Source organism: Candidatus Poriferisodalis sp. (assembly GCF_965215815.1).
Lineage (GTDB): Bacteria > Actinomycetota > Acidimicrobiia > Acidimicrobiales > Poriferisodalaceae > Poriferisodalis.
Map to the genome: position 1 here is coordinate 887,997 of NZ_CBDCEO010000012.1, position 22,420 is coordinate 910,416.

The 22,420-nt window shown below is 65.7% G+C and carries 25 protein-coding genes; 12 read left to right on the top strand and 13 right to left on the bottom strand.

Annotated elements, in window-relative coordinates:
- Window positions 1–25 precede the first annotated feature (25 nt).
- A complete protein-coding gene (locus ACOOHB_RS05935; protein WP_420443878.1) occupies window positions 26–1,657 on the top strand; it encodes an SIR2 family protein in 1,632 nt (543 codons plus the stop codon).
- 665 nt (window positions 1,658–2,322) lie between these two features.
- On the opposite strand, the gene ACOOHB_RS05940 is transcribed toward ACOOHB_RS05935, so the two are convergent.
- A complete protein-coding gene (locus ACOOHB_RS05940) occupies window positions 2,323–3,162 on the bottom strand; it encodes a hypothetical protein (protein WP_420443879.1) in 840 nt (279 codons plus the stop codon).
- Here ACOOHB_RS05940 and ACOOHB_RS05945 point away from each other — a divergent pair.
- Window positions 3,151–3,390 carry a hypothetical protein gene (locus ACOOHB_RS05945; protein ID WP_420443880.1) on the top strand — a complete coding sequence of 80 codons (240 nt, stop codon included), beginning with the start codon at window positions 3,151–3,153 and terminating at the stop codon, window positions 3,388–3,390. The genes ACOOHB_RS05940 and ACOOHB_RS05945 overlap by 12 nt on opposite strands.
- 254 nt (window positions 3,391–3,644) lie before the next feature.
- Here ACOOHB_RS05945 and ACOOHB_RS05950 read toward each other — a convergent pair whose 3' ends face one another.
- Window positions 3,645–4,601, bottom strand: coding sequence for a hypothetical protein (locus ACOOHB_RS05950; protein WP_420443881.1), 957 nt, complete (start codon window positions 4,599–4,601; stop codon window positions 3,645–3,647).
- Window positions 4,602–4,916: 315 nt separating this feature from the next.
- On the opposite strand from ACOOHB_RS05950, the gene ACOOHB_RS05955 reads away from it, so the two are divergent.
- A complete protein-coding gene (locus tag ACOOHB_RS05955) occupies window positions 4,917–6,983 on the top strand; it encodes a cell wall-binding repeat-containing protein (protein WP_420443882.1) in 2,067 nt (688 codons plus the stop codon).
- 34 nt (window positions 6,984–7,017) lie between these two features.
- Window positions 7,018–8,031 carry a hypothetical protein gene (locus ACOOHB_RS05960; protein WP_420443883.1) on the top strand — a complete coding sequence of 338 codons (1,014 nt, stop codon included), beginning with the start codon at window positions 7,018–7,020 and terminating at the stop codon, window positions 8,029–8,031.
- A gap of 74 nt (window positions 8,032–8,105) precedes the next feature.
- Here the strand turns inward: ACOOHB_RS05960 and ACOOHB_RS05965 are convergent, their stop codons facing one another.
- On the bottom strand, window positions 8,106–8,333 hold the full coding sequence (locus ACOOHB_RS05965) for a helix-turn-helix transcriptional regulator (protein WP_420443884.1): 228 nt from the start codon (window positions 8,331–8,333) through the stop codon (window positions 8,106–8,108).
- Between the two features lie 512 nt (window positions 8,334–8,845).
- On the opposite strand from ACOOHB_RS05965, the gene ACOOHB_RS05970 reads away from it, so the two are divergent.
- Both ACOOHB_RS05970 and ACOOHB_RS05975 read left to right on the top strand, forming a co-directional pair.
- A complete protein-coding gene (locus ACOOHB_RS05970; protein WP_420443885.1) occupies window positions 8,846–9,742 on the top strand; it encodes a hypothetical protein in 897 nt (298 codons plus the stop codon).
- A gap of 94 nt (window positions 9,743–9,836) precedes the next feature.
- Window positions 9,837–10,325, top strand: a complete 489-nt coding sequence (locus ACOOHB_RS05975) for a hypothetical protein (protein ID WP_420443886.1) — start codon at window positions 9,837–9,839, stop codon at window positions 10,323–10,325.
- A gap of 153 nt (window positions 10,326–10,478) precedes the next feature.
- Here the strand turns inward: ACOOHB_RS05975 and ACOOHB_RS05980 are convergent, their stop codons facing one another.
- The 3 genes from ACOOHB_RS05980 to ACOOHB_RS05990 all read right to left on the bottom strand — a co-directional run bounded on the left by ACOOHB_RS05980 (window position 10,479) and on the right by ACOOHB_RS05990 (window position 11,700).
- Window positions 10,479–10,721 carry a hypothetical protein gene (locus tag ACOOHB_RS05980; protein ID WP_420443887.1) on the bottom strand — a complete coding sequence of 81 codons (243 nt, stop codon included), beginning with the start codon at window positions 10,719–10,721 and terminating at the stop codon, window positions 10,479–10,481.
- Complete coding sequence (locus tag ACOOHB_RS05985; RefSeq protein WP_420443888.1) at window positions 10,718–11,032, bottom strand: hypothetical protein; 315 nt, start codon at window positions 11,030–11,032, stop codon at window positions 10,718–10,720. Before ACOOHB_RS05985 ends, ACOOHB_RS05980 begins: the two co-directional genes overlap by 4 nt.
- 185 nt (window positions 11,033–11,217) lie before the next feature.
- Window positions 11,218–11,700 (bottom strand): hypothetical protein, encoded by a 483-nt coding sequence (locus ACOOHB_RS05990; RefSeq protein WP_420443889.1) that lies wholly within the window; start codon window positions 11,698–11,700, stop codon window positions 11,218–11,220.
- Window positions 11,701–12,232: 532 nt separating this feature from the next.
- Here ACOOHB_RS05990 and ACOOHB_RS05995 point away from each other — a divergent pair.
- On the top strand, window positions 12,233–12,457 hold the full coding sequence (locus ACOOHB_RS05995; RefSeq protein WP_420443890.1) for a helix-turn-helix transcriptional regulator: 225 nt from the start codon (window positions 12,233–12,235) through the stop codon (window positions 12,455–12,457).
- On the top strand, window positions 12,454–13,185 hold the full coding sequence (locus ACOOHB_RS06000; RefSeq protein WP_420443891.1) for a hypothetical protein: 732 nt from the start codon (window positions 12,454–12,456) through the stop codon (window positions 13,183–13,185). The genes ACOOHB_RS05995 and ACOOHB_RS06000 overlap by 4 nt, the downstream gene beginning before the upstream one ends.
- A 322-nt stretch (window positions 13,186–13,507) precedes the next feature.
- Here the strand turns inward: ACOOHB_RS06000 and ACOOHB_RS06005 are convergent, their stop codons facing one another.
- The 3 genes from ACOOHB_RS06005 to ACOOHB_RS06015 form a co-directional block, all read right to left on the bottom strand.
- A complete protein-coding gene (locus tag ACOOHB_RS06005) occupies window positions 13,508–14,047 on the bottom strand; it encodes a hypothetical protein (protein ID WP_420443892.1) in 540 nt (179 codons plus the stop codon).
- A 231-nt stretch (window positions 14,048–14,278) separates the two neighbouring features.
- A complete protein-coding gene (locus tag ACOOHB_RS06010; RefSeq protein ID WP_420443893.1) occupies window positions 14,279–14,851 on the bottom strand; it encodes an exonuclease domain-containing protein in 573 nt (190 codons plus the stop codon).
- Between the two features lie 43 nt (window positions 14,852–14,894).
- Window positions 14,895–15,167 carry a nucleotidyltransferase family protein gene (locus ACOOHB_RS06015; protein ID WP_420443894.1) on the bottom strand — a complete coding sequence of 91 codons (273 nt, stop codon included), beginning with the start codon at window positions 15,165–15,167 and terminating at the stop codon, window positions 14,895–14,897.
- 230 nt (window positions 15,168–15,397) lie between these two features.
- Here ACOOHB_RS06015 and ACOOHB_RS06020 point away from each other — a divergent pair, with 230 nt between their 5' ends.
- The gene (locus ACOOHB_RS06020) at window positions 15,398–15,709 is read left to right on the top strand and encodes a transcriptional regulator (protein ID WP_420443895.1); all 312 of its coding nucleotides are present in this window, start codon (window positions 15,398–15,400) and stop codon (window positions 15,707–15,709) included.
- Window positions 15,710–15,713: 4 nt separating this feature from the next.
- Window positions 15,714–16,352: a nucleotidyl transferase AbiEii/AbiGii toxin family protein gene (locus ACOOHB_RS06025; RefSeq protein ID WP_420443896.1), complete on the top strand. Its 639-nt coding sequence runs from the start codon at window positions 15,714–15,716 to the stop codon at window positions 16,350–16,352.
- A gap of 46 nt (window positions 16,353–16,398) precedes the next feature.
- Here ACOOHB_RS06025 and ACOOHB_RS06030 read toward each other — a convergent pair whose 3' ends face one another.
- From ACOOHB_RS06030 to ACOOHB_RS06045, 4 genes are all read right to left on the bottom strand, one after another.
- On the bottom strand, window positions 16,399–17,259 hold the full coding sequence (locus ACOOHB_RS06030) for a metallophosphoesterase family protein (protein WP_420443897.1): 861 nt from the start codon (window positions 17,257–17,259) through the stop codon (window positions 16,399–16,401).
- A 1-nt stretch (window position 17,260) separates the two neighbouring features.
- Complete coding sequence (locus ACOOHB_RS06035; RefSeq protein ID WP_420443898.1) at window positions 17,261–18,094, bottom strand: protein phosphatase 2C domain-containing protein; 834 nt, start codon at window positions 18,092–18,094, stop codon at window positions 17,261–17,263.
- A gap of 180 nt (window positions 18,095–18,274) precedes the next feature.
- A complete protein-coding gene (locus tag ACOOHB_RS06040; protein ID WP_420443899.1) occupies window positions 18,275–18,850 on the bottom strand; it encodes a hypothetical protein in 576 nt (191 codons plus the stop codon).
- 641 nt (window positions 18,851–19,491) lie between these two features.
- Window positions 19,492–19,881 (bottom strand): hypothetical protein, encoded by a 390-nt coding sequence (locus ACOOHB_RS06045; RefSeq protein ID WP_420443900.1) that lies wholly within the window; start codon window positions 19,879–19,881, stop codon window positions 19,492–19,494.
- A gap of 202 nt (window positions 19,882–20,083) precedes the next feature.
- Here ACOOHB_RS06045 and ACOOHB_RS06050 point away from each other — a divergent pair, with 202 nt between their 5' ends.
- Together ACOOHB_RS06050 and ACOOHB_RS06055 are read left to right on the top strand one after the other, a co-directional pair.
- A complete protein-coding gene (locus tag ACOOHB_RS06050; protein WP_420443901.1) occupies window positions 20,084–21,010 on the top strand; it encodes a hypothetical protein in 927 nt (308 codons plus the stop codon).
- Window positions 21,011–21,596: 586 nt separating this feature from the next.
- On the top strand, window positions 21,597–22,028 hold the full coding sequence (locus ACOOHB_RS06055; protein WP_420443902.1) for a hypothetical protein: 432 nt from the start codon (window positions 21,597–21,599) through the stop codon (window positions 22,026–22,028).
- The last annotated feature ends 392 nt before the right edge of the window (window positions 22,029–22,420 follow it).

The window sequence follows — 22,420 nt, forward strand, 5'->3', positions numbered from 1 at the left end:
ATTCGTCTCGGTCGCCGGAGTGAGCGTGACTGGCGCCTATTCGGGTCTCCAGGGTTTCTTTGAAGACCAATCCACTCGCGAGTCTCTCGCGTTCCTCGCTGATCAGAAACATATCGCGCTGATCGTCGGCGCCGGAGTGTCACGTGAGTCCGGACTGCCCGGGTGGTCAGACCTGCTCGAGCACCTACTCGGTGAGGTCGCCTTGACGAGCGCGCCGCTACGGAATCACAAACAGGATCTCACAGGCAACGGCGTCACGACGCTAGAAGCCAGAGCTGCGATCAAGCCACATGTGGCCAGCTTCAAGCGCCTCGTCATGGCGACCCATGGCCTGCTCGGCGCGGCGTCCATCGTGAAGAGCCACGTCCCTGCTGACGACTACATACCAATGATTGAGCGAGCGCTGTACCAGCCCGCGATGGAAAGCCAGCTGGATATCACCCCGGGCGCGACGGCGCGCGAGATCGCAGCACTGTGGACGGAACGTGGACCAGGGCGACTGACCGTCATTACCACCAACTATGACCTCCTCATCGAACTCGCTCTCCTTGACGCCGGAGTCGCCGTGTCCGAGGTCGAGATCATCTCGGGAGAGCCTGGCCCGCACGAGACCGGCCTCAAGACGTATCGGGTCATCCATCTCCACGGCGTCATCCCACATCCCAATCAATCCACCGCGCTCTCGGTACCAGAGGGCGACATCGTGCTCGCCGAGGACGACTACTTCGGCGCGCTAGATGGCGGGTCGGCGACAGCGACCCGGCGGTACTGCCGGTCCCTTCTTGAGTCCGTTTCAAGCGTTTTCGTAGGGACAAGCCTCACCGATCCAAACCTGCTCTCGTACCTGCACAGCACCGCTAATCGGACGAGCGACGATGTCCGTCATTACGTTCTCGGGATCGGACAGGGTGACCAACCACCCGGGATCGATGCGACTGACCTTGCCCTCGCTGCGAGCCGCCTCGCCTCCGCGAGGCGGCTCGTTGGCATGGGGGCGGAGCGCCTCGCCGCGGACTTCTTCTGCCAAACCAGCCTGTTTCTTCGCGAGCTCAGGCGCACCGCGGCCGGCGAGGCGGCCCTAGTCGACGAGCTCGCAAATTGGGTCCACTCAGCTGTCGAGATCGGTGTCCTACCCGGCCCCGCTTTCGCCACGCGTCGATCCCCCGCGCGCCTCGCACTGTCGAAGGCCGCCGGAGCCATTTCAAAGAACTTCGCTGATTTCGGTGCCCTCCACCAGGAGGACGAGACACTTGCACTACATCTATGGGCCCACGACCCAAGAAAGGGCGAACTCGTCCTCGTCGCCCGCTCGGATCTCGAGTTCCACGACGAGAACACCCTCGAGCGCCACCCAATCGAGATGCCATTTCATCGCCTCGTTGTCGAGGCTGTCTGCAGCGGCGCGCCGCTCGAGGCAGACGGCCCTGCCCTCGCTTCTTCGAAATGGGGCTCGATGCTCGTCGTGCCCATCAGCGTCGACACTGGCGACGTGCCCCACTCGGCTGTCCCGGCGGGCGCGATCGTGCTCGCATCTGACCTCTCGGACAACGCGGGACTAACCCGGCTCCGTGACACGCCAGCAGAACGTGCGCAACTGCTAACGACCCTTTCCCAGCTCGGAAATCTGCTTCTGACCCGAGAGCACAAGCCATCGTGACCCACGACCTCACAAACGCTATCCCCCGGCTCCAGCCAGGAACCCGACACGGCGGTGGCCTGGCGCCTCACTCGGACCTACCCGAACGCTGGATCGCCGTCCTCAAGGCTGCTGCCGCCGCCCTCGACGCTCCGCCTACAACTCCGCGCCGCGACTCAGTCTGCAACTGACGAAGGTTGTTGACAGCCGGGGTGTCTCGTGAGTGGAATTCCTGATTGACGATCGAGAGTAGCAACGCAAGTTCCGACACCGTCTGGTGGTGCGCCGCGACGCTGAGTCGGACGCGTCGCGCCTTCTCGGGCTTGTCGTGCCAGATCGGGTACAGCACCCCGAGCACATCGGAGGGGGGACTGAGTTTCCGCAGGTCAGCAGCGGGGTTGAGTATGAAGTTCCCCCTAGTTCCCTCGGTTCAAATCCCTACGACATCCGACTTGGCTAGCCCGGCCGCGCTTGGGCGCCGTCGCGCGAGCGGTGGTTCGCCGGTTCGTTACCGACGCTGCCATTTCTTGCTGCCGGCTGGATTCCGTTATGCCTCGAGAGCCGTCTGCGCCGCACGCTCCCGGGGCTCGTGGAAGTTGCCCGCCTGGCCCCGCGGCGCTGACGTGTGTCTGCAAGGCCTGTGGCTCCCACGGCCAACGCGTGACCCGGTGGGGTTCACTCGCGCGCTAGGGCTGGAGGCTTGCGAAACTGTTGGTAGTCCGCCAGACGGCCGTTGCGGGGACCGTGAGAATCAAGTCGATGAGGTCCTGAGCAGGCATGCGCGGAAGAAGGACTGCCAGGCGCGTCGATGGCGGTTCGAAACGGCGGTAGTCGAGGAGTTGCCCGATAGCCATTCTCACTGATGCTCGCCGAACATCGCCCTTGGCTTCGTAGAGCACCCGATCGGTCTCGTCCACGAGATCGGATGCAAGCACAGAATCGGAGCCGTCCGGCCGGTACTTGCCTCGCGACACTGTGTGCCCTTGGCTCTCTAGGTACTCGACATAGGTCAAGACGAGGCCCTGTTCGCGTCGGCTGGCCACAATGTCGTGGCCCGGAACGGAGAACTGGAACTGTTCGACCTTCTGCGCCTCGACCGCGACCCGGCTGACGCGCTGGCGAGGTGGTTCGGCAGGCCGCTCTGCCGGCAGTCCGCGCTCCTGTTGAATCGCGGCGACGATCGCACCAAGCGCGTCCTCGTCCGACGCATACCGGTCCCACACATCTGCGTCGCCCCTAGCGAAGTTCGACGCGCCGCCTTTCTCGTTGGGGTCGAGCCAAGCGAAGTTCCCGAGCTTGAGCGCAACGGTGTCCGTGCTGCGGCCGTGGTGCGGGTCTGAACCAGTCGAGTGGACCGTCAGGGCGTCGAGAACGCGACAGAGCTCCTCGACGCGCGGATCAGTCTTATCGAGACGACCCGAGCGAAGGTAGAGGTCGAGTACGAGGATCCGCTCTTCCTCAGCCCAAGGTATGCCACGCGAATAGTTCTCGACCCGGAAACCAAGGGCCCTTAGGTGAGCAGCCACGGTGGCTTCTCCACCAGAGAAGTCCTGCGGCCGGAGGGGGCCGAGGTCAGGTCGATCAAAGCCGTGTGCAACACCGACGACGGCCTTGGAGTCATATCGGCGTCCACCATGGACAAGGAAATAGGTGCGCGCCCTCCCAAAGCCATGACGGTCAAGGAAGGTCTCCCTGCCCAGACGATCGAACTCGGCGGCTGCGCGTTCGACGCCCTCGGCGGTCACATCACCTAGAGCCGTTGCAACCACCCCCAAGTGGCCGTCAAGACTCTCAACGCTAGTAGTGCACCTGCGCGGGTGATGCGGGCCGCGACTGTTCCGCATGGGTGAAACTCACCGGCTATTGCGCCGGCTCTAGGGGTCCCTTGACTCGTTGTGGGCGCATCCTGGGCGCGGCAGAATAGCTGCCTCACTTCACGCGAGTCCCGACGGCAATGCTTCTCTCTCGGCGGGTGAATTTCGAGTCTGGGTGGTCCTGGCAGTCATCCTCAGACCGATTCGTCGTTGAAGGCTTGTTCGTGTTTGGCTGCGTTGGTCAGGTGTGCTGCGCAGCTGACGGTGCCGTCGGGTCCGCCGACGACGTATTGAGCCGGTCGGCGTTCGTGGTCGGGGCACCAGCGGCACCACCATGAGGGGCCGACGGCGTCAAGGCTGAGCCGGTGCAGCAGCCAGTCTGTGTCCAGTTCTGGTGCTTCGACGAGCACGTCGAGTTCTCGTTCGACGATGTTGGCGATTGCGGGCTCGCCTGACGGGATGGGGCACCATTGGTCGACAATCTCGCCGAGTCGGCCCACTCGGCCGACCATCATCTCGCCCTCGAGGACCAGCTTGACGTCGGGCCATGTGCCGCGTACGAATTCCCAGTTCAGCTCGCCGAGGCAATCTTCGGGGTGCAGCGGCCGCGCAGTGATGCGCACGGTCATGTCCTTGAGGGTGTGCGGGTCGTAGCCGACACCGACTGCGTCGAGTTCGCCATACCAATCGGTGAACGGTTCGTCGCTGAGAAATGCCGCGCATTTGGTCGACGCGGCGGCGCGTTCGAACATGTACCAGTCGTTGTCGAGGTCGTCGGATTCGCTGATGCCCGTCGCGGTTGGCAGCCGGACCGCTGCGGGAACCCAGACTCTCGGGCCCGTCGGTTGTCGGATGAGAATCCTGCTGGTCGGCCAGGCCGAGTCGATTGCTGCGACGGCGTCCGCGTGCGGCCACAGGCACTGTTCGGGATCGTCTCGCTTGAGCACGTCCACTGCGCCGAGGCGCGGGCCGTCGGGCTCTCCGAAGTCGACTGCCCACCATTCGTAGTTCCAGCCCTCGACCAGCTCGGCCTCGAACCAGCGCAGAGGATCGACTCCGGTGACTCGTTGGAGGATCTGGTGGTTGTGCAGCCATCTGGCTTGCCGCGGCTCAGTCGGCGACGGCATTGGCGTTCGGGCATCGATCGGCATGGAGTCGACCGTAGATGCGGGATGTGACGCCTAGGCGAATACGTGTCGGCTCCGCATTTCCCTGGGCAAGTCACGACGAGCGTTCTGAGTCCGTTCCGGAACAGACTCAAGCAGAGCTTGCCGGATTCATTGTTTGTGCCAGATGGATTGCAGGTCCGGCCCGGCCGGCGGCTACTCTCTGACCCGTCACCAACGCCGTCTCCCAAACCGGGGATTGGCACAGCTGAAAAGCAAGTGGGTCCCGCAAGGGTCCCTTCGGATCGGCTGTGTCGGCGTTGGTGACAGACATCGACCCACTGCCGGAGGGACCCACCTGTGCGCGACACGATCTTCACCATCTTGCGGCTGCTGTTGCACCGCACCGCCACGAGCCGCATTCCACGCCATGCCTTGCTCGCATCCGTCATCGCCGCATCTGCCGTCGTGGCGCCGGTATCGGCCGTGTCGGCCCAAACCGGCGACGGCGATCTCAGCCCTGTCGAGGTGGTCCGCTACGGGGGCGCGGATCGCTATGAGACATCGCTACTGGTCGCGGAGGCAGTCGCAGCTGACGCCGGTGGGCAGTTGGATCATGTGGTGTTGGTGTCGGGCCGTCATTGGCATGACGCTGTTGTGGCGGCGGGTGTCGCGGGTCGGGTGGGGGGTCCGGTGTTGATGACTCCGCCCGATGGGTTGGGTGAGGATGCGTTGGAGTTCCTCGGACGGGTGGGAGCCACCCAGGTGACGGTCGTCACGACTGGTGCGTGGCCCGACACGTCGGTGTCTCCGAGTGTGTTCACAGCGCTCGAGGAGGCCGGCTTGACGGTGGGTCGCCTCGGCGGCGACGACCGCTACGCGACTGGTGTGTCGGTCGCGGAGTGGATGGTCGAAGCGCAGAGCCAAGAAGTGAGCGGCAAGATCGCGATCGTCGCCAACGGCGAGGTGTTCGCCGATGCGCTGGTCGCGGGTCCGCTGTCGGCACGGCGGCTGATCCCGGTGCTGCTTACCGAGAGGGACGAACTGCACTCAGCGGTCGCCGGGTTTCTGGGTGACGCAGGCATCGAGCGTGTCGTGCTGATGGGCGGCACCGCCGCGCTGTCGGCCGGGGTGGAGTCCGCGATTGCCGATTTGGGGATCTCGGTGGATCGGATGGCGGGCGCGACCCGTTTCGAGACAGCGATCCTGACCGGACGGTTCGCAGCCGAATTGGTCGGCGGCGGGTGTTTCGACAGCGGCAGCGTCGGTCTGGCGCGTGCCCGGGTGCCGTTCGACTCGTTCAGCGCCGCGCCGCTGATGGCCCGCCGGTGCGCTCCATTGGTGCTCACCGATCCCGAGAAGGTTCCAGCGAGCACGTCTGCGTTTCTCAACGACACCCGAAGCACAACCGACGACAAGGTGTTGCTGACGGTGTTCGGCGGCAACGCGGCGGTGTCGCAGGCTGCTGTGGAGGCCTTTCTCGACCTCGAGACCCCCCAAGACGAGGATCACGAGGGTGCGGACCCAGCCGAGCCGGCGCTGTCGTGCGGCGCGGACTCCGCTGATCCGCCGTCGCAGCTGATCTCGGGGTCAACGTTCGCCCGGGAGCCTGTTTGGTCGCCGGACTGCAACAAGATCGCCTATGTCGACGTCGGGGCGCTCACGATCGCGGACGTGGACGGCGCCAATGCGACCGCTGTGCTGCGCTTGCCGGGCATGGTGCTCAACAATCCTGGGTGGTCGCCCGACGGAACCCGCATTGTTCTGTCGGTGTTCAGCTTCGACGGCGGCAGAGGTTACGAGCATCAGCGGCGCCACATCTACGTCGTGAACGCGGACGGCACCGATGCGACCAAGATCACCGACGGCATTGTCGAGGACGACTACCCGAGCTGGTCCCCTGACGGAACCCGGATCGTCTTTCAGCGCACCACTTGGCAGGACCGGACGGTGTCGCCGCCGGTGGGCAACGACCGCTACATCGTCACGATGGACCCCGACGGCGCCAATCAGGCCGAGCTCAACAAGGGCGGCGGCTGGGAATCGCATCCCGCGTGGTCCCCCGACGGCACCCTGCTCGCCCTCGACACCGGCTTGCGGCTGGGGCTCATGAACCCTGACGGCACCAACCTGCGCAGCTGGGACGTCGCCATGCACTGGTTCAGCAAGCTCTCATGGTCACCTGACGGGACCCGGATCGCGATGGCGCGCTTCGCGGGACCCCGCGACGACCCCTCCAATGTCGAGGCCAACATTGCGATCTTCGAGGTCGCGACCGGCAGCGTGACCGACATCACCACTGCCGAGGGCACCGAGCTGAACCCGCACTGGTCCCCTGACGGGAACCGGATCGTGTTCAACACCCGCGCCGACGGGGGCCGCGACACCCGCGTCTGGGTCGTCGGTGCCCAGCACCGGACCGGCTGAGATGCCCGAGGATTCGCTGCGGTCGGCTGGCAGCATGGCCAAGATGCCTCGCCTCAACAAGATGCCGCGTCGCAAGGAATACAGCTTCCGCCGTGAGGTGTCGATCCCTGCGGGGTTCGGGCCGGGGTCGGTCGCTTCCGCCGGCGGCAAGGTGAGGCTGCCCAATCGTGTGGCGTGGAGCGGCCAGGGAGAGTTCGACCTCGACGACCCCCACGACCGACAGCATGCCTATGAGATCGTGCTGGCCGAGGGCACAGACGATGACGTGCGCACTTATGTCGACTGGCACGGGCTGCTCGACGCCTGGGGAGATATGTTCGTCGCGCCGCACGTCACAGATGCGTGGAGCCGGCATATGCGCAGTCTCGAGCCCGACCGGCCCCGCTATGCGAGCAGCAGCCGCTTCGCCGATGCGCTGCGCGCCGACGGGCTGTCGGTCGTCGCCGAGCTGCCCCCGGGACCGGTCGACCCGCGGGCCGCCGAACGCTGCCGCGCCGGCGGAGCGAGCGGCATCGCGATCGCGCCGATCTCGTACTGGAAGCCCGCGGGTCGCAGCCCTGAAGCCGACGACAGCCTCGACGGCGTCCACGAAGCCACCCGATGCGGGCTGCCGATCCTGCGCACCGGCAACGTCGACAGCATCCACGACGCCCGGCTCACCCGCATGCTCGCCCTGCAGTCCACCCTGGTGAGCCTCGACCGTGTCGCCGCGACCCAGGCTCTGGCGATCCGCGACACCGCCTGGGGCGAGGGCACCGGTTTCGCGGTCGAGGTCCGCGACGAGGACCAGATCGACATCGCCGCCGCGATCAGCGCCAGCGTCGTTGTCGTCAACGGCGACGATCCCGACCGGATGCTCAGTCTCGGCCCCGACGTCGCAGGACTCGCAGAACACGTCGTCACAGCCGCCAAGGTCCCCTCGACCGGCCCCGCCCGAGCCCGATTCGGGGACATCGCCGATGCCGGCTACGACGCAGCGCTGGTCCAGCTCGATCCCGGCGAGGACCCCGTGGCGGTCCTGGGGTCCCTCGCCGACCAGATCCGCTGACCGAGTCCGACGCCCAGCAGCCCCTGTGGGTGCGCGGGCCCGTCGGGGTCTGCGCCGTCGTTGCGGGCTGGTGCTCATGCCGCCGAGCCCACGATGCCCGACGCTCTGGGGCGCCCCTCGATCCAGGCCCCTATCTCGTCGCAGCGCCAGCGCACCGCTCGCTGGCTGACGCGCAGCGGCTCGGGAAAATCGCCCTGGCGCATCGCCCGATACAGCGAGCTCGTCGACAGCCCGGTAAGGCGCTCCACCTCGGGACGCGACAGCAGCAGCGGGGCCTGCGGTTCTGGTTCGGTGCGTTTCATGGGCCGCAGCGTCCCACCAGCGGCGCTACACCACACGACCCCGCACGACATCTGGACGCGAACAGGCGATGTAGCGGCCGTGTCTGGGTGTCGCGGGCGTGTCGCGGCAGGCTGTCGCGGGTGTCGCGGCGGGTTGTCGCGGCGGGGGACACACGCTTGCATTCAAATGCTGCGGCACAAGGGCCGTGGAGCTTGCGGCACGCGAGTCGTGCTTTTCGATGGCGTCCGTTGTGGGCGCGACAACCGCTTCGACGGCTTGGCCTCAGCCCCCGTCGGGCACGTTTCGTCGCCAACAGCCGATGCTCGCGGCACATGCCTTCTTTGCCCGTTCGAGGGCGCTCTGGTGCTCGCCCGCCCGCATCGAGCCGGTTCTGCCGACCGGCGGCTAATTCGCTTGGCTCGGCATCGCTTCCGGTGCGAGTCTGCGGCCGTGGTCGGTTTGCGGTTCGCTCGCGTGTGGCCTCGGGAAGTGGCGTCTGGGCTCGGGGGCGCTTCGATGCGCTGGCAGCGTCATGACAGTTGAGCCGGCTCCGACGATGGACGATGCCCGGCGAGCGGCGAGCGCGTTGGCCGATGCCGGCGTCGGCCGTGTGCTGGTGTTCGGGTCGGTTGTGCTCGGGGGCGCGACGTCGTTGAGCGACATCGACTTGGTGGCCATCGACACCGATCTGGAATACAGCGGCCGGTGGAAGCGCAAGTCCGGTCTCGAGGAAATCGCCCGCAGCGCGTGCGGGTTCTGGACCGAGGTGTTCGTCACCGACGAGCCCGAATGGAGGATCCGCACGACCAAAGTGATGTCGAGTTTCGAGGCTCACGTCGCTACCTACGCGATCGAGCTCGCCGCGAATGACGACGTTTCGGGCGTCATCGAGTGGGACAAGCCGATCGGCCGGCCCGGCAGCGACAAGGCCGAACTCGCCGACAGGCTCGAGGTCGCCACCAGACAGATTATGTCGCTGCTGCTGCACGAGCGTCCCACACAGCGAGAGCTCGAGCTCGCCCGAGTTGACCCCGACGAAGCCGAGTTCTGCCGTCGTGTCCGGCACATTTCGGTCCTGGCCGGCTCGTACGGGGCGTTCCTTGCTGCCGTGCGTGTCATGCACGTCGCGACCTTGGGGATCGCGCCGCCCAAGGGCGATGAGGTGACGATGCTGCTCGCTGCGCAGCCGTCATGGGTCGGCGACGCCTTCAGGCGGGCCTTGGACAGCTGCGGTGCCGCGCTGTCTGAGATGCACTATCGGCGCGATCGCGGAGACGAGGAGCCTGATCGGCACACCCGCCGCGTCGACACCCGCCACGTCGGGCCCGCGCGAGATGCGGCCCACGCGATCGTCGGCTGGATCCTTGACCATCTCGATCTCGACGGCGACGAGCTCGATCGACACCGCAGACGGCTCGAAGATCGCTGATGGACGATCGGGCAGCGGCCGCTGCACGTTCGCCGAGTGCCTGGCCTGCGCGTCCGAAACGCCTTGCGACGTCCACGTCAGGGTGAGCCGGGTCATGTCAGCTCGCCGTGTCGTGGTCGGCTTGCACTGGCCGAACGAGGACTTCGGCGACAGCGCCGCCTGGGAGTTCGACCCCGGCCGCGTGTATCGCCGGGCGAGCCGTCGGGGCCGCAATCCGTGGGGGCTGTGGACCTCTCCCAAGACCAGCGCGAACGGCTGGAACCGCTGCACCGCGGCGAGGGAGCTGGGCATCATCGGGGATCACCATTGGGAGATCACCGTTGACATCACCGGCATGCTGCGTCTGACAGCCGAGCAGGACGTGCCTGCCGAATTCGGCTGGGAAGTCTCCGAGCTCGGCTTCGGGCTCGGGGGCTGGGAGGTGGACTGGCGCTGCGTCCAAGACGCCGGCTACAGCGGGCTGCACGTCTCCCGCTACCGGCGCAGCGACGATCCCCAGCTGTGGTGGGCACAGCTCGACTGCGACTGCACCGTCGCGTGGGACCTCGACGCGGTACTCGAGGTGAGCGGGCCGTTCCGATGAACGGCGGTGGGCAACGATGGATCGCGTGCGGTCGACCGCTCGGACACGCGTTCGACCCATGGTTTCGTGCTGGCTTCCAGGATCATGGGGTTCTGGCTGCATCGGGTCCCCGTGGACGCGAATCGCGGTGTCTGGGGATCGCGGAGGCTGGGTCTAGATGCTTGCGGGCTCCCGCGGTGGAAGCCGGCAACAGGGGTCTGGGTCGTCGTCGAACAGCTCGGCAGCGATCTCGCGATAGTGGGCTGCGAATTCGGCCCGCACGTCAGCGACGGCGTGGTCGAAGCCGGCGCGGGTGCGGTCCACCCGCTCGGTTTCGCCTTCGATATCGGTGACGTGCGCCTCGTCGGCGCAACAAGCTGCGTACGGTGACGGAGCGGAGGCCTGTTCGCTGGTCATCGACGAGGATCGACGGGCCCGATCTGGTGCTGGGCTGGGGAAATGTCCTCGGGAATGAGCGGCAACGCTGACGGATCGGTGCCGAGCACCGGGTCGTTCGTGAACAGCTCAACGCAGATGTCGTCGTAGCGGTCACCGAAGCGTGCGAACGCCTCCGCAATGTGGGCCGGGTAGCCGTCTGGGAGGTCTCGGAACGACACGGCGGCTGATTGTGTGGGCTCAGCGACGTCCGAAGCGTCGGTACGGCCGGCTCGGCGATGTATCGGCGGTTGTTCGGGTTTCATCGCGATGGCGGCTCCGGCGTTGCCCACGGCAGTCACGATACTCACCGACAGGGCCGCCAAGCGGGCTCCCAACGAGCGGTCGGGATGGGTCAATCGGCAGTCTTGGCCTCGTGGCCGACGAGACCAGCCACCGCGACCGACAAGACCCAACGGCTTCGCCCAGACACGGGACACATCCAAATGGCGAGTCCGCGAATCGGCATTCGGCTGCGTCAGGAGCGGGCGCGACTTGGACGGTCGCGTTCGAGGTTCTGGTACACCGCGGCGCGAGTGACGCCTGAGACGTCGGCGATGGCGTCCATGGTCACGTGTTTGGACCGCGCAGCTTTGACCGAGCGCAGCCAGGCGCGTCGCGCGGCCGCGGCGGCGGCTTCGGCTTCGTCGAGTTCGCTTCGCCGCGCCGCTACCTCGTCGAGCAGTTCGGCTTGCTCGCGCAGCAGCGCCTGCTGGCTGAAGCTGCCGCGGCCGCCTCGCACGGGTCGCTTCGGCGCAGCCGACGGCCGCGAGCTGCGCGCCGGGGGCGGCTGCGCGGCACCGTCATCGACTGGCATCCCAGCGTGTGCCGCCCCGGCATCGGAACCATCCTCGCCCCCAACCGCAGCATCGACGGGGTCCCACAGCTCTGCCTGAGACGGCTGATCGCCCGCCGACCTGGGCACTGAACGCAGTGCTGGGGTGCGACGCCGTTTGGGCATGCCAGGACACTACCGACACCCCAACAGTCATGACAAGTCTCCTATACACAGATCGCAACAGGCATTTCAATGCAAACGTGTGGACCCTTACGCGACAACCTCGCGACAGCGGTTTCGGTGCGTAGTCGCGGCACCGCGACAGCCTCGCGAGCGGTATCTGCGACAACGCCAGATCGGCTGCGACGGTCTCACAGCGACGTCCCCCTGAATTCGTCAGCACCGCCCGCACGCCCATCCCCCGCCATCCACCGTCCCTTCAGCCCCTCACTCGTCCTCGGAAACCTCATCTGAGTTCCTGCTGATTCCTGAGCCGCCCCCGGGGCGCTGTCCTGCAGGCCTGCGAGAGCCGCATTGCGCCCTGCGGGCCGCGACAGTGCCGCCGACAGCAGCTGCGACGCGATCGGCGGTTGAGCCGCTGTGGGGCTGCGAATCGGCGGCTCTGAGGGGTCGCGACTGGTGTCGCGGGCGTCGAAGTCGTGCGGGGTCGTGTGGTGTCGTGCGGTGTCGGAGGGCCGGTGAGAGGTTTAGTGCCATGAAACAGACCGCGCATGACCCGCCCGCCCTGCTGCTCTCCCGCACCCAGATCGAGAGGCTGACCGGACTTTCTTGCAGCTCGCTCTACCGGGCCATGCGACGAGGCGAGTTCCCTGAGCCGCTGCGCATCGGCCACCGAAGCGTGCGTTGGCGCGCAGACGAGATCCAAGCCTGGATCGACGGACGCCCGCGAGCGTCCGGCATCGGCCGTGGTGCCGCATGAAGTGCGCGACCCAAGCCCCAAGTGCCGAAGTGCCCGACGAGCCGGTCACTCAACAGCGGCCGTTTCTGTGTCGGCGGGGCGGCGTCGAGGTCGGGGCGCTTGGGATGGTTGGCGCCGCAGCGAGGGTCGAACAGTTCGGCGAGGCCCCCGACGGCAGCGAAGCGACGCTGGGACGCTGCGACATGACTGGCCCCGACACCCGAGACCTCCAGCTGTACCTCGCCGAGGAGGACTATGTCTTCGCGGGAGTCGGCGCTGCAGCGATCCACGACTACCCGACCGCCCAGCGGTTCGCGGACTCGCTGATCAACCGCCGCGAGTTCGCGCAGCGCTTCCCGCTGGCTCACCGGCAACTGTCGATTCCACCAAAGGCCCGCTACGACCGGTTCCCCGAACCCGCTGCTTGGGTTCCGGTGATGGCTGAGGGGACCCTGTGCGAACACGGAGTGCGATATGTCACACACACCGAGCCCACGCGAGGCACTGCGCACGGCACGCAAGCGATCTCACTGGACCTGCGGCGCGGCGCGACCGAGGGCATGGTGGTCCACGAACTCGCGCACCTCGTCACCGCCATCGAATGCCCCCGCCACCGGCACGACCACGGAATCGAGTTCATCGAACACATGCTCCAGCTCGTCGGGTGGGCCCACGGACGTAGCGCCGCGGCAGAACTGCGCGCAGCGCACCGCGACCAAGGCACGCTCACACAGGAGTCTCGACTTTGAGCAGCCTGCCAGCACTTCGGATCTCGCGACAGCCTGACACCACCAACTCCACGCCGAGGTCCCGATGTCACACGGCGCTGCGGACCCTCGTCGGGCGCGGCCGAGCCGAACACAACCGCACGCCCAACAACACCTCGCCGGACCGCTGTGCCGAATCGACCATCGATGCTCTCAGGGGCAGCTGCTCAGTCGTGGGTCCCCGAATACGCCAACGGCTCAGACCTCCAGCACGTTCCCCCAGCCCGCTTGACCGTGCGGGCACCGCCGGTTCACCGCGGCACCGCGAGCGGATGAACCTCGACAGACCGCCAGGGTCGTCCCGTCAGTCCCCTGGCAGTCCATGGGGTTGCTCGTCTGCGGGGTCCGGCCACAGCAACGGCGACCAGTCGATGAGGATCCCGTCGACGTGGAAGTCGAATATCGCCACCTCGTGCGGGTCGTCCACGCCGAGGTCAACCAGCACCCCCACCACAGCGTTCAGCGCCGTGTCGTCCCTGTCGAGATACACCCGCACAGCGCACCCCACGGGCAGGGAATACCCCAGCTCGCCTACCCAACCGGAGGGCGTCGGCGTCCCAAAGCCCACAAACGAACCCGGTGTCTCATCCTTGCGAAAGCACAGCACCTCGCCGTCGCCGTCACAGCACAACAATTGCCACTGAGCCCCACCCAGAACGATGCGCTCCCGCGCGGAATCCGCGACATCGCTGCTCAGGTGCGAGACCTCAAGATCGTCGATGCCGCGGCCGATGCGCATGCTGCGAAACGCGGACCACCGGCGAAGCTCGTCGAGAACCCCAAGCCGCGGCCACGGCTCGGACCCCACATCGCCAGTCGCGCGCAACGGCGCCACATCGCTCACCGCCCTCACCTCCAAGCACAGCGGACAATGAACGCACCCGCCACAGGACGCCTCTGCGACGGCTCGGGGACTCGCCGGCCCCGCCAACGCCTGCCGATAACAGAGCCCAAAGACCAAACTGGCTTCGCACCCGACGCACCGCCGCTCGAGCCGCTCCGTCACGACCCCAGAAAACGTCCCTGGCAGAAACGCAGTCGCGGTGCGGCCGGGCCAAGCCGGGGTCGGGCGGAATCAGAGTCCGCTGTGGGCTGCGCGGGCTCGCAGTGCGGCGTGGGCTCGCTGCCAGGCCGCGAGCACCACGGCGCCATTGCGGGCGTCGTGGAGGCCTCGGTGCTGCGTGCCGGTGAATTCCTCGCCGATCATGACGCAGGCATCGGCAAGGCTGCATCGGTCGATACCGCGCCAACGTGTGAACCCCTTGCGGATGTTGACGTGTCGCGACACGAACCAATCGGGCAGTGTCACGCCGTGAACCTCGGCGTCCCACGCGAGCTGCTGTCGGTCATAGATGCCCCACGAGCACAGCCAGTGGTCGCCTGGGCCCGCCCACCCAACGAAGCTCTCAACCACCTCAGCGAAGCTGCGTGCAGCGTCGACCTCGGTCTGGGTGATGCCGGTCAGCTGGGTGCAGAACTCGCTGAGCTCGGGGTGCCGCACCGGCCGGACGGTCTGGGAGAACTGGCATTGCTCCACTAGGTCATCGTCGAGCTGCACCGCGCCGATCTCGATGATCTCCCGCTCGTTGTTGGGAAAACGCAAGTCATCCCAGCATGTCGCCTCGACATCGACCACGACGTAGGCCATGCCCCGAGCTTATGGACGCGGCCCACCACGGTCGGTCGGCGGCCTACAGCACGATCGCGTCGCTCAGCATGTCGCTGTGACGCTCGGTGAGCCCGCCTGCTGAGACCACGTCCACGTCGCCGCCGAGGAGCGCTTCCAAGTCGAGCTGGAGGCCTGCCATATCAAACAGGCTCGCTCGGGTCGCAAACGCGACCAGGAAGTCGTAGTCGCTGTTGTCGGTGTCCTCGCCGCGGGCCACCGACCCGATCAACGCGATCGAGGTCGCCTTGCGGTCCTTCGCGACGCGGCGGATCGCTGCGCGATGGGTGACCAGCACCGCTTCCTGCCGGCTCCCAGGTGCAATGGGGGTGTCGGTTGTCGTTCGCGTATCACGTTGGGCCTGTTGGCGGGCCAAGACTCCAGCATCACACGCCGCCAACCCAACAGCGAAGAGATTTGTTGGTTTCCGAATCCACGCGCCCCAAGCCGGCACCGCGACTCGTGCTGGCCAAGCGGCTGGAATCGTCGGTGAGCTGCGCCCTGTCAGGTTTCTACACTTGAGCGGGAATGGCAGCGACTCGCTTTTCCCGACCTGTCGAGATCCCCGACGATCTCGCCGACCGCACCGTCGCGCCCCTGCGCGGCCGAGTGAAACTGCCCAACCGCATCGCATGGAGCGGCCAAGGCCACTTCGATCTCGACGACCGCCGAGACCGCATGTACGTGTACCAGCTGGTGATGACCGAAGCCACACCCGACGACATGCGCCGCTACATCGACGTCGATCATCTCCTCGAGATGTGGCCCGGCATGTGGCTCTCGCCTCACGTCCGCGAGACTTGGGACCGCTGGCTGCGCGACCGCGACCTGATCGCATAACGCTGTGCTCACACCGCTGCAGCTGCGCGTGTGTCGCATCGTCGCGGACTTGCCCGAAGCCGACATGGTGGCCCTCGCCGGCGGCGGCGCGCTCATCTTGCACGGCATCGTCGACCGCGCGACCACCGACTTGGACTACTTCTCCCCCGTCGTCGTCGACGTCCGCATATTCGCCGAAGCCGCCCAAAGGGCCCTCCTAGGCGAAGGTCTGCGCGTCGACACGGCACGGTCGAGCGCGGACTTCGTGCGTCTCGAGGTGACCGACGGCGACGACGAGATGTCGATCGATGTCGGGATCTCGTCGCGAGCCTTCACACCGGTGACGACCCCGCACGGCCGCGTCCTCGCGGCCGAAGATCTCGCAGGCGACAAGTTGCTGGCCCTGTTCGGCCGCGCCGAGCCACGCGACTTCCTCGACGTCCGCGCCCTGACCGCTCGCTTCGACCTCAACGAGCTCTACGAGCTTGCGGCGGACAAGGACCCAGGGTTCAGCCTCGAACACTTGCGCGACGCCGTCGGGGTGTTCGACCGTCATCCACGCCAGACGTTCCCGATCCCTGACTCGCAGTACGAACAGCTACGAGACTGGGTCCGCCAATGGCACCACGAACTGCCCCCATCGACATCCACACCGCCACGATGATGCCCCGGTCACACATCTGAGCCGACATGAAGCGGCCGTCGTCGAATCAGCTCAGATAGCTGACAGCCAGCTCGGGGCTCGTGGTGAGCCAGGCGGTGCTGTTGGGCATCCCGTCAGCGCTGAGCCCGAACACCTCGGTCGTGTCGCTGATTCGCTCCTGGTTGGTGCGGTGCCAATGGCCGTGCAGCACCAACGCAGGCCCGGTGTGCTCGACGGCCTTCCCGAGCAGTTTTCGTCCGTCGTGGGCTGCCTGCTGGATGTCCCACGGGACGCCGCTCATGCCGGACTCGAGATTCTGAACCTGCCCAGGGGCGTCATGGGTGAACAGCACATCGAGACTGCCGCCGAACTCGGCATCGACATTGGCGATGAGCCGCTCGAGGTCTTCTTGGGTGGTGGCCTCCTCGTCCCATCGATACCCGCCTACCGAAGGGTCTCGCCGGTCCGGTGACACCGCTCCGCCGAGTGCCCCGAACCTCCGCCCGCCCCAGCACCAGGTGCTGCCGCGCCACGCCCACCAGATCGACCCGCCCAGATGCAGCGGCCGCCGTGATGCCATCGCTGCTTGTGCGGCAGGAGTGAGGGCGTACCGGCCAAGCGCTGGCCATACCTCGTGGTTGCCGTCGACCACGACGATCGGCACACGCGAGTCGTGGGCTGCCCACATGAACTCCGACTCCAGCGGATTCAGCCGGCTCCAGTGCGAGTCAGCGAGCCAGAAGTCGCCGATCTGCACAATCGCCCCGACGCCAAGATCGCACGCCAGATCGATCGCATCGGTCAGATTCTGCGTGTCCCCATGCACATCGCCGACCACCAGCATCTCGGACACCGCATCGGCGCAAAGCTCTGAAGCCTCGTCCCAAACCCGCTCAGTGATGAACTCAAACGGCTCCCACCTGCGCATCTCAAGACTCCCCCGCCGGGGGAACACCCGAAGTCGCGACAAGGCCATCGCCAATGCGGACCACGGCGATCGTCGTGTTATCGACCAAACCCACATCGCGTGCGGTGCACATCAGCGTGTCCACGACATCACCAGCAGAACCCCGCCGATCGGCTGGCAACGCGAAGCCGAGGCTGAGGTCATCACGATCATCGCCGAACCAGCCCCGATCATGGGCCACCAGAATCGGGTCGAACAGACCATCGGTCGCCAACACGACCAGCAGACCCTGTTCACCGATCCACTGGGCGATGCGCGCCGCTGGAACATCGTCGCTGAGATTCTCCAAGTGCCCAGGCGGCAACTCATAGCTGTCGCCACGGCTCGCGCGGAACATGCCAACGCCTCGGCTGACAAAGCCCATCGGCCCGCCATGAGGCGTGCTGTGCCAACCCGCCCCGCCCCCAATCGGCACCAAGAAAGCCATCGAGTCACCCACCCACGACACCAACAAACCGCCCTCAGGGGTCCACGCCGCTACGACCAACGTCGTCAACGCAATCACCGACGACAGACCCTCGTCGGGACTGCGCATCTCAGGATGCAACGCCCACGCCGCCGCATTTGCCGCGTCGAACGCCCTGACCATCTCAACGGAATCGGCGATCCGGCCCGGCAGTGCATCCACAGCCGCCTGCGCAGCCTCATCCCCGAACGGATGACCACCCAGCCCGTCCGCCACCGCCACCACCCAAGACCCATCAGTACTCACAACTTCGCGGACGCGATCCTCCTGCCGATCCCGAGGACCAACCTCAGCACGCGTCGCGATGTCCACATGACTGCTCGAGAACATGGCCCGCTTCCGTTCAGACTTGCCCAACCGACCGTACCGAGAAGATGTCACTACGACCGCATGGTTTTGGAGTCGACGGATCAACATGGCACACCACGGACCGTGCAAGACGCACCTATGACCGGCAATCACAGTAGATCGGCCGCGGCGAACGAAGCGCCAGCCGACTCGGAGCTGGCATCAGCGGAAACCGTGCACCCGGTAGTCATCTAGGTCAACAGGTCGGAACCACACGTTGTGTCGTGCGCACGCGGGCGGCGCTGCCAATTTCACGTGATCGTTCCAAGGAGTCGCCGGGAACCGCGGCTGTGCGAGAGTCACCGGGCGGCGCGCACGGTACGAGCCGACCCATTCCGGGGCCGGCACATCGTCGCGATCGCAGAGTGCGTCGACCACCGCGGCGATCCGGGGGAGGTCAAAGCGCCGGGCGCTGAACCGATGCAACCAACGAACCGGTCGGCGCGCATCGGCGATCATCTCGAGGCGACGCGAACCCTCAGACGCCGCCCAGTCCTTGCAGAACTGGCGGATGTCGACGAGCCGGCCGCGGCCATCGTGATCAGCGATGAGCGCGCAGAGGTCAAGGGCGCGCAGCACCCGTACGTCGATAGCTAGACCGACCGCATCGGAGAGGTTCTTAGTGTCGCCGTGCACGTCGCCGACGATCAACAGATCAGCTACAGCGTCGTCAGCGAGTACACCAGTGTCGTCCCACACTCGCTCGGTCGTGAACTCAAAGGGCTCCCGGCGGACCATCTCAACCCTCCCCCGCTATCGCGGCATAAGTGCATGGGTTATGGCTACGGCTGACATGAGCAACGGCGATCGTGGCGTAGTCAACCAACCCAACACACCGGGCGGTATTCATCAGCGTGTCGGCCGCAGCTGCTGTGAGATCTTCCTGCTCTCGAGGACCGACGTCAGCGCGCCTCGCGATGTCTGTTGCAATGCTTGTTTCGGGATTCATGGACATGGCCACGCTCGGGTCGGGGACGCCGTTACGACCGCAGCGAAGGGTTTGGTCCCACAGAGCTTCGATTTGCACCGTCGGCCTCGCTCTATGGAGCGGAACGGTCCCATCCAGCTCCTGCCGTCGCTTTGGTGTCATGGCCACCTCGATTGCGAAATGGCCTGCCGGACGCCGGAGTCAGACCTCGCGACCACATTCCCGCCTCGCAGGTTCCGAGCGGTGCTCGTACTCCTCGTCGGAGCGCTGCTGGCCCAGCCTGAGCTGGCGGCAGCGCGAGTCCGCCACCCGCTGAGCCCTGCGAAGAGTCGGCGCGGACGCCAGTCACCGTGACTGCGTGCCAGGGCGATGGTCGGACTCCCCGGGCCTCACCGCTTGTCTCACGACGCAGAACTGGGCTAGCAGTCAGTCCCCGCGCGACGGTCAGGCGTCATGGGCGTTCGGGGCCATCGGCGGCTCTGCCGATGCGGCGCACGGTTGACCGCTCGGCGCCCACAGTGTCCGCGATCGTCTTGGGATCCCCGCCGCGCGGCGCTTCGACCAGCACTTGGCCGATGAACCCCGCTGATTCGAGTTCGCCGGTGTCATGCAGCCGGTCGAATACGTGCATCAGACAGGCGCCGATCATGTCTGGGTGCCACGTCCCCGAGCGCCGCAGCGGCACCGCTAGCTCGGCGTTTAGCTGGGGACGGTCAGGTGTCCTGCGATTCATGCGAACGACAGTGCCGCGGCGTTCTGCCCGGCATGGCGTGCGTTCGTCCGCGGACTCGACAAGTCCGCCCCATATCGCGGCCGACTTGTTGGGTGCGATGCCGTCCATGCTCTGCCGGTCGTACCGGACTCGAGCGCTGATTGGCGACGATGTGCAGTCGGATGGTGAGTGCTTGCCGTCGCCTCACAACGTGACGCTCGTGACTTGGCGCTGGAGCGACAGGCGGCTCTGGAGCAGATAGCTCTGGCTAGGCTCACGGCTCGTTCTGCAACCGATCCCTCCCATCGAACAGCGAGGACGCCGGCACGAGATGGACGATCCGAGCCCAAGTTCGGACCTTGGCGATCTCATCGACAGCATTTCGAGAGACTGGCATGAAGCCGTTTGCGAGGGCGTGCTACCCCAGCACGTGATCCCAGCGGTTGGGATTCATGCATACGCGTCCCTTCATGAGATCGATGACCCGCCGGACGCCGCGATCTGCTTTCCGCCTCTGCGAGCCGATGCCGAATTGGCCGATCACTACCGCAGTGCCCTATCTGCCAGGCTGGTCGCTGCGTGCGCGTCGATCCAAAGTGCTTTGCAGACGATGCGTAACGGCCTTGGCCTCCATAGCGCCATTGCTGCTTGCCGAAGAGCGAATGAATCGTTGTGGAAGGCCTTCTGGCTGTGCAACCCAGAGTTGGATGGCGCCACACGCATCCATCGCTTGCTGATTCTCATGCGCCACGAGCTAAACGAAGTTCTGGGAGTCTTCAGTCAAGAGGTCAACTCAGCAGCTGAGATAATCCTGCGGCGCCATGAGCGCGACATCCGACAAGTCACGGGCAAGGACGACTACCGACCAAGACTCGGCAGGGACGAGTATCTGGGCTACATCGAGTTGCGCGCCGACGACCCCCTAACTCCAAGAATGCCGCCAGTGCCCGACGGCGTCGACGGAGGCGCTGTTGTGTGGAGCATCATGAGCAACTTGACCCACCCGAACCTCGTGTTCGATTGGATCATGATGACTCAAGACAACCCCGACGATCTCATGGAGCGTCTTCAGCTGGCATCAGTCGGCGGAGCAATGACGGCCGTCGCCAACATCAGCACAATCGTGATGCGACAGGCGCAGATACCAGAGCATCCAATTGCGGAGGTCAGCAAGGCCTTTCGGGGACCGATCTTCGCCGCTGGTTTCCACTTGCTCTCGGAATACGAACAGGCCGTCAATCGTGCGGGCCAAGTCTGATTACGCAGAATGGCCACGATCTCCGGAGCTGGCATCCACGGAGATCAGCCGCTGCTGTCCCCGCGTAGTCCCCGCCCGGCAGGTGACTCCGCTGATGCCCCGGCCTCGCGCCAGGCTGTTTAGGCGATGAATCCGTGCTCGACGGCGAATACAGCAAGCCGTGCGTCGACATCCCGCCGGTCCCCTACTAGCTCCAGCCGCTTGCTTCGCTCGATTTCACCGGAGCCAAGCCAGCCGTCGATGCCTGCTTCGGGGACTCATCGGCGTGGCTTCACAGCGCCGCTAACGCATCCGCAACAGCTGCCGTCACGCGCCATGCCCAGTTTTCTCACCGAACTCACCAAGACTCTCTGGTGGTCCGGAACCACCGCCAGCTTCATCGCTGGCATCGCCTATACGCTTGGACGCCCACGAGTCGGCAACATGTGCAGGGCCATCGCTATGTTCTATGTCACACTCGCCACAGCAGTCAGGATCGAACGAGAGAATCCTGGCCCCTAATCACACACAGGCGCTATTGCCAGAGGTCATCGCGTCGCCGCTGTTGCAGTCGGCTGCGGAATCAGTCGTCGTTAGCCTGCCGCTCATGGACGATCTCCGTTTGGTCAAAGTCCGCGACGAGACCACTCCGGTCTCGCTCGGCAGCAAACGCTGGTATGGCGACCCCGACACTTACGATGTCACATTCGAACTGAATCGATCCGTCGACTCCGACGAACCCGACATTCTCACCACCCTCTGGCAACACGCCATGAGAGCGACAACTGATGCTGCCCCCGACACCACCCTGAAGGCGCAAGCGAATCGGATCATCCTTGTGGGCACCACCTTCAAAGACGTCGAAGAATGGCAGCTCGACCTACTGAGACGTGTCATAGCAACAGCCAATGAACAGGCCCGCGTCCGACGAGGAGAAAAAGAACGAGAGCGACAAGCCGAAGAGGCTCGCCAAGAGGCTCGTGGTCTCGAAGCACAGCAAAGCGCTATGCGAATCAACCAGCTGCTCGCTGACGACTGATCCCACGTCGCAGGCCGCCCGCTACAGCACAGACATCGCCGGACTCCTGATCCTGCTCTGGCTGCTCACCGGTCAAAAACCCTCTCGAATGGCTCAAAACAGTTTTGCAAACAAGCGATAGCCACCAGCGCACCGAAGCTGCGGTGTGGGGCCAGACGTACACAGCCTGCATAGCCACGGACCCTGACCATCCATTCAGGCGAAGGCGAACGCCAGCGAATCAGTCAGGCTGTGGCGCGAATCACTGGATCTCGATTTCTCGGCGCTCAGGTAGGCGCGCACACAAATCCCAATTGCTTGAGACCGAGCTGCGTCGCCGCGATGGTCGCGGCTGAGGCCTGAGCATCTGAAACGTTCAGCCAGCAACCCACCAGGAATCAGCAGCCCGACGA

Excerpts from the sequence above, each read along its gene's own strand:
- ACOOHB_RS06045 (WP_420443900.1), bottom strand. The coding sequence starts at position 19,881 with ATGGACGGCATCGCACCCAACAAGTCGGCCGCGATATGGGGCGGACTT.
- ACOOHB_RS05970 (WP_420443885.1), top strand. The coding sequence starts at position 8,846 with ATGACAGTTGAGCCGGCTCCGACGATGGACGATGCCCGGCGAGCGGCG.
- ACOOHB_RS05965 (WP_420443884.1), bottom strand. The coding sequence starts at position 8,333 with ATGAAACGCACCGAACCAGAACCGCAGGCCCCGCTGCTGCTGTCGCGT.
- ACOOHB_RS06055 (WP_420443902.1), top strand. The coding sequence starts at position 21,597 with ATGGACGATCTCCGTTTGGTCAAAGTCCGCGACGAGACCACTCCGGTC.
- ACOOHB_RS06020 (WP_420443895.1), top strand. The coding sequence starts at position 15,398 with ATGGCAGCGACTCGCTTTTCCCGACCTGTCGAGATCCCCGACGATCTC.
- ACOOHB_RS05990 (WP_420443889.1), bottom strand. The coding sequence starts at position 11,700 with ATGCCCAAACGGCGTCGCACCCCAGCACTGCGTTCAGTGCCCAGGTCG.
- ACOOHB_RS05995 (WP_420443890.1), top strand. The coding sequence starts at position 12,233 with ATGAAACAGACCGCGCATGACCCGCCCGCCCTGCTGCTCTCCCGCACC.
- ACOOHB_RS06035 (WP_420443898.1), bottom strand. The coding sequence starts at position 18,094 with ATGTTCTCGAGCAGTCATGTGGACATCGCGACGCGTGCTGAGGTTGGT.
- ACOOHB_RS06000 (WP_420443891.1), top strand. The coding sequence starts at position 12,454 with ATGAAGTGCGCGACCCAAGCCCCAAGTGCCGAAGTGCCCGACGAGCCG.
- ACOOHB_RS06010 (WP_420443893.1), bottom strand. The coding sequence starts at position 14,851 with ATGGCCTACGTCGTGGTCGATGTCGAGGCGACATGCTGGGATGACTTG.
- ACOOHB_RS06030 (WP_420443897.1), bottom strand. The coding sequence starts at position 17,259 with ATGCGCAGGTGGGAGCCGTTTGAGTTCATCACTGAGCGGGTTTGGGAC.
- ACOOHB_RS06040 (WP_420443899.1), bottom strand. The coding sequence starts at position 18,850 with ATGGTCCGCCGGGAGCCCTTTGAGTTCACGACCGAGCGAGTGTGGGAC.
- ACOOHB_RS05980 (WP_420443887.1), bottom strand. The coding sequence starts at position 10,721 with ATGACCAGCGAACAGGCCTCCGCTCCGTCACCGTACGCAGCTTGTTGC.
- ACOOHB_RS05975 (WP_420443886.1), top strand. The coding sequence starts at position 9,837 with ATGTCAGCTCGCCGTGTCGTGGTCGGCTTGCACTGGCCGAACGAGGAC.
- ACOOHB_RS05960 (WP_420443883.1), top strand. The coding sequence starts at position 7,018 with ATGGCCAAGATGCCTCGCCTCAACAAGATGCCGCGTCGCAAGGAATAC.
- ACOOHB_RS05950 (WP_420443881.1), bottom strand. The coding sequence starts at position 4,601 with ATGCCGATCGATGCCCGAACGCCAATGCCGTCGCCGACTGAGCCGCGG.
- ACOOHB_RS06050 (WP_420443901.1), top strand. The coding sequence starts at position 20,084 with ATGGACGATCCGAGCCCAAGTTCGGACCTTGGCGATCTCATCGACAGC.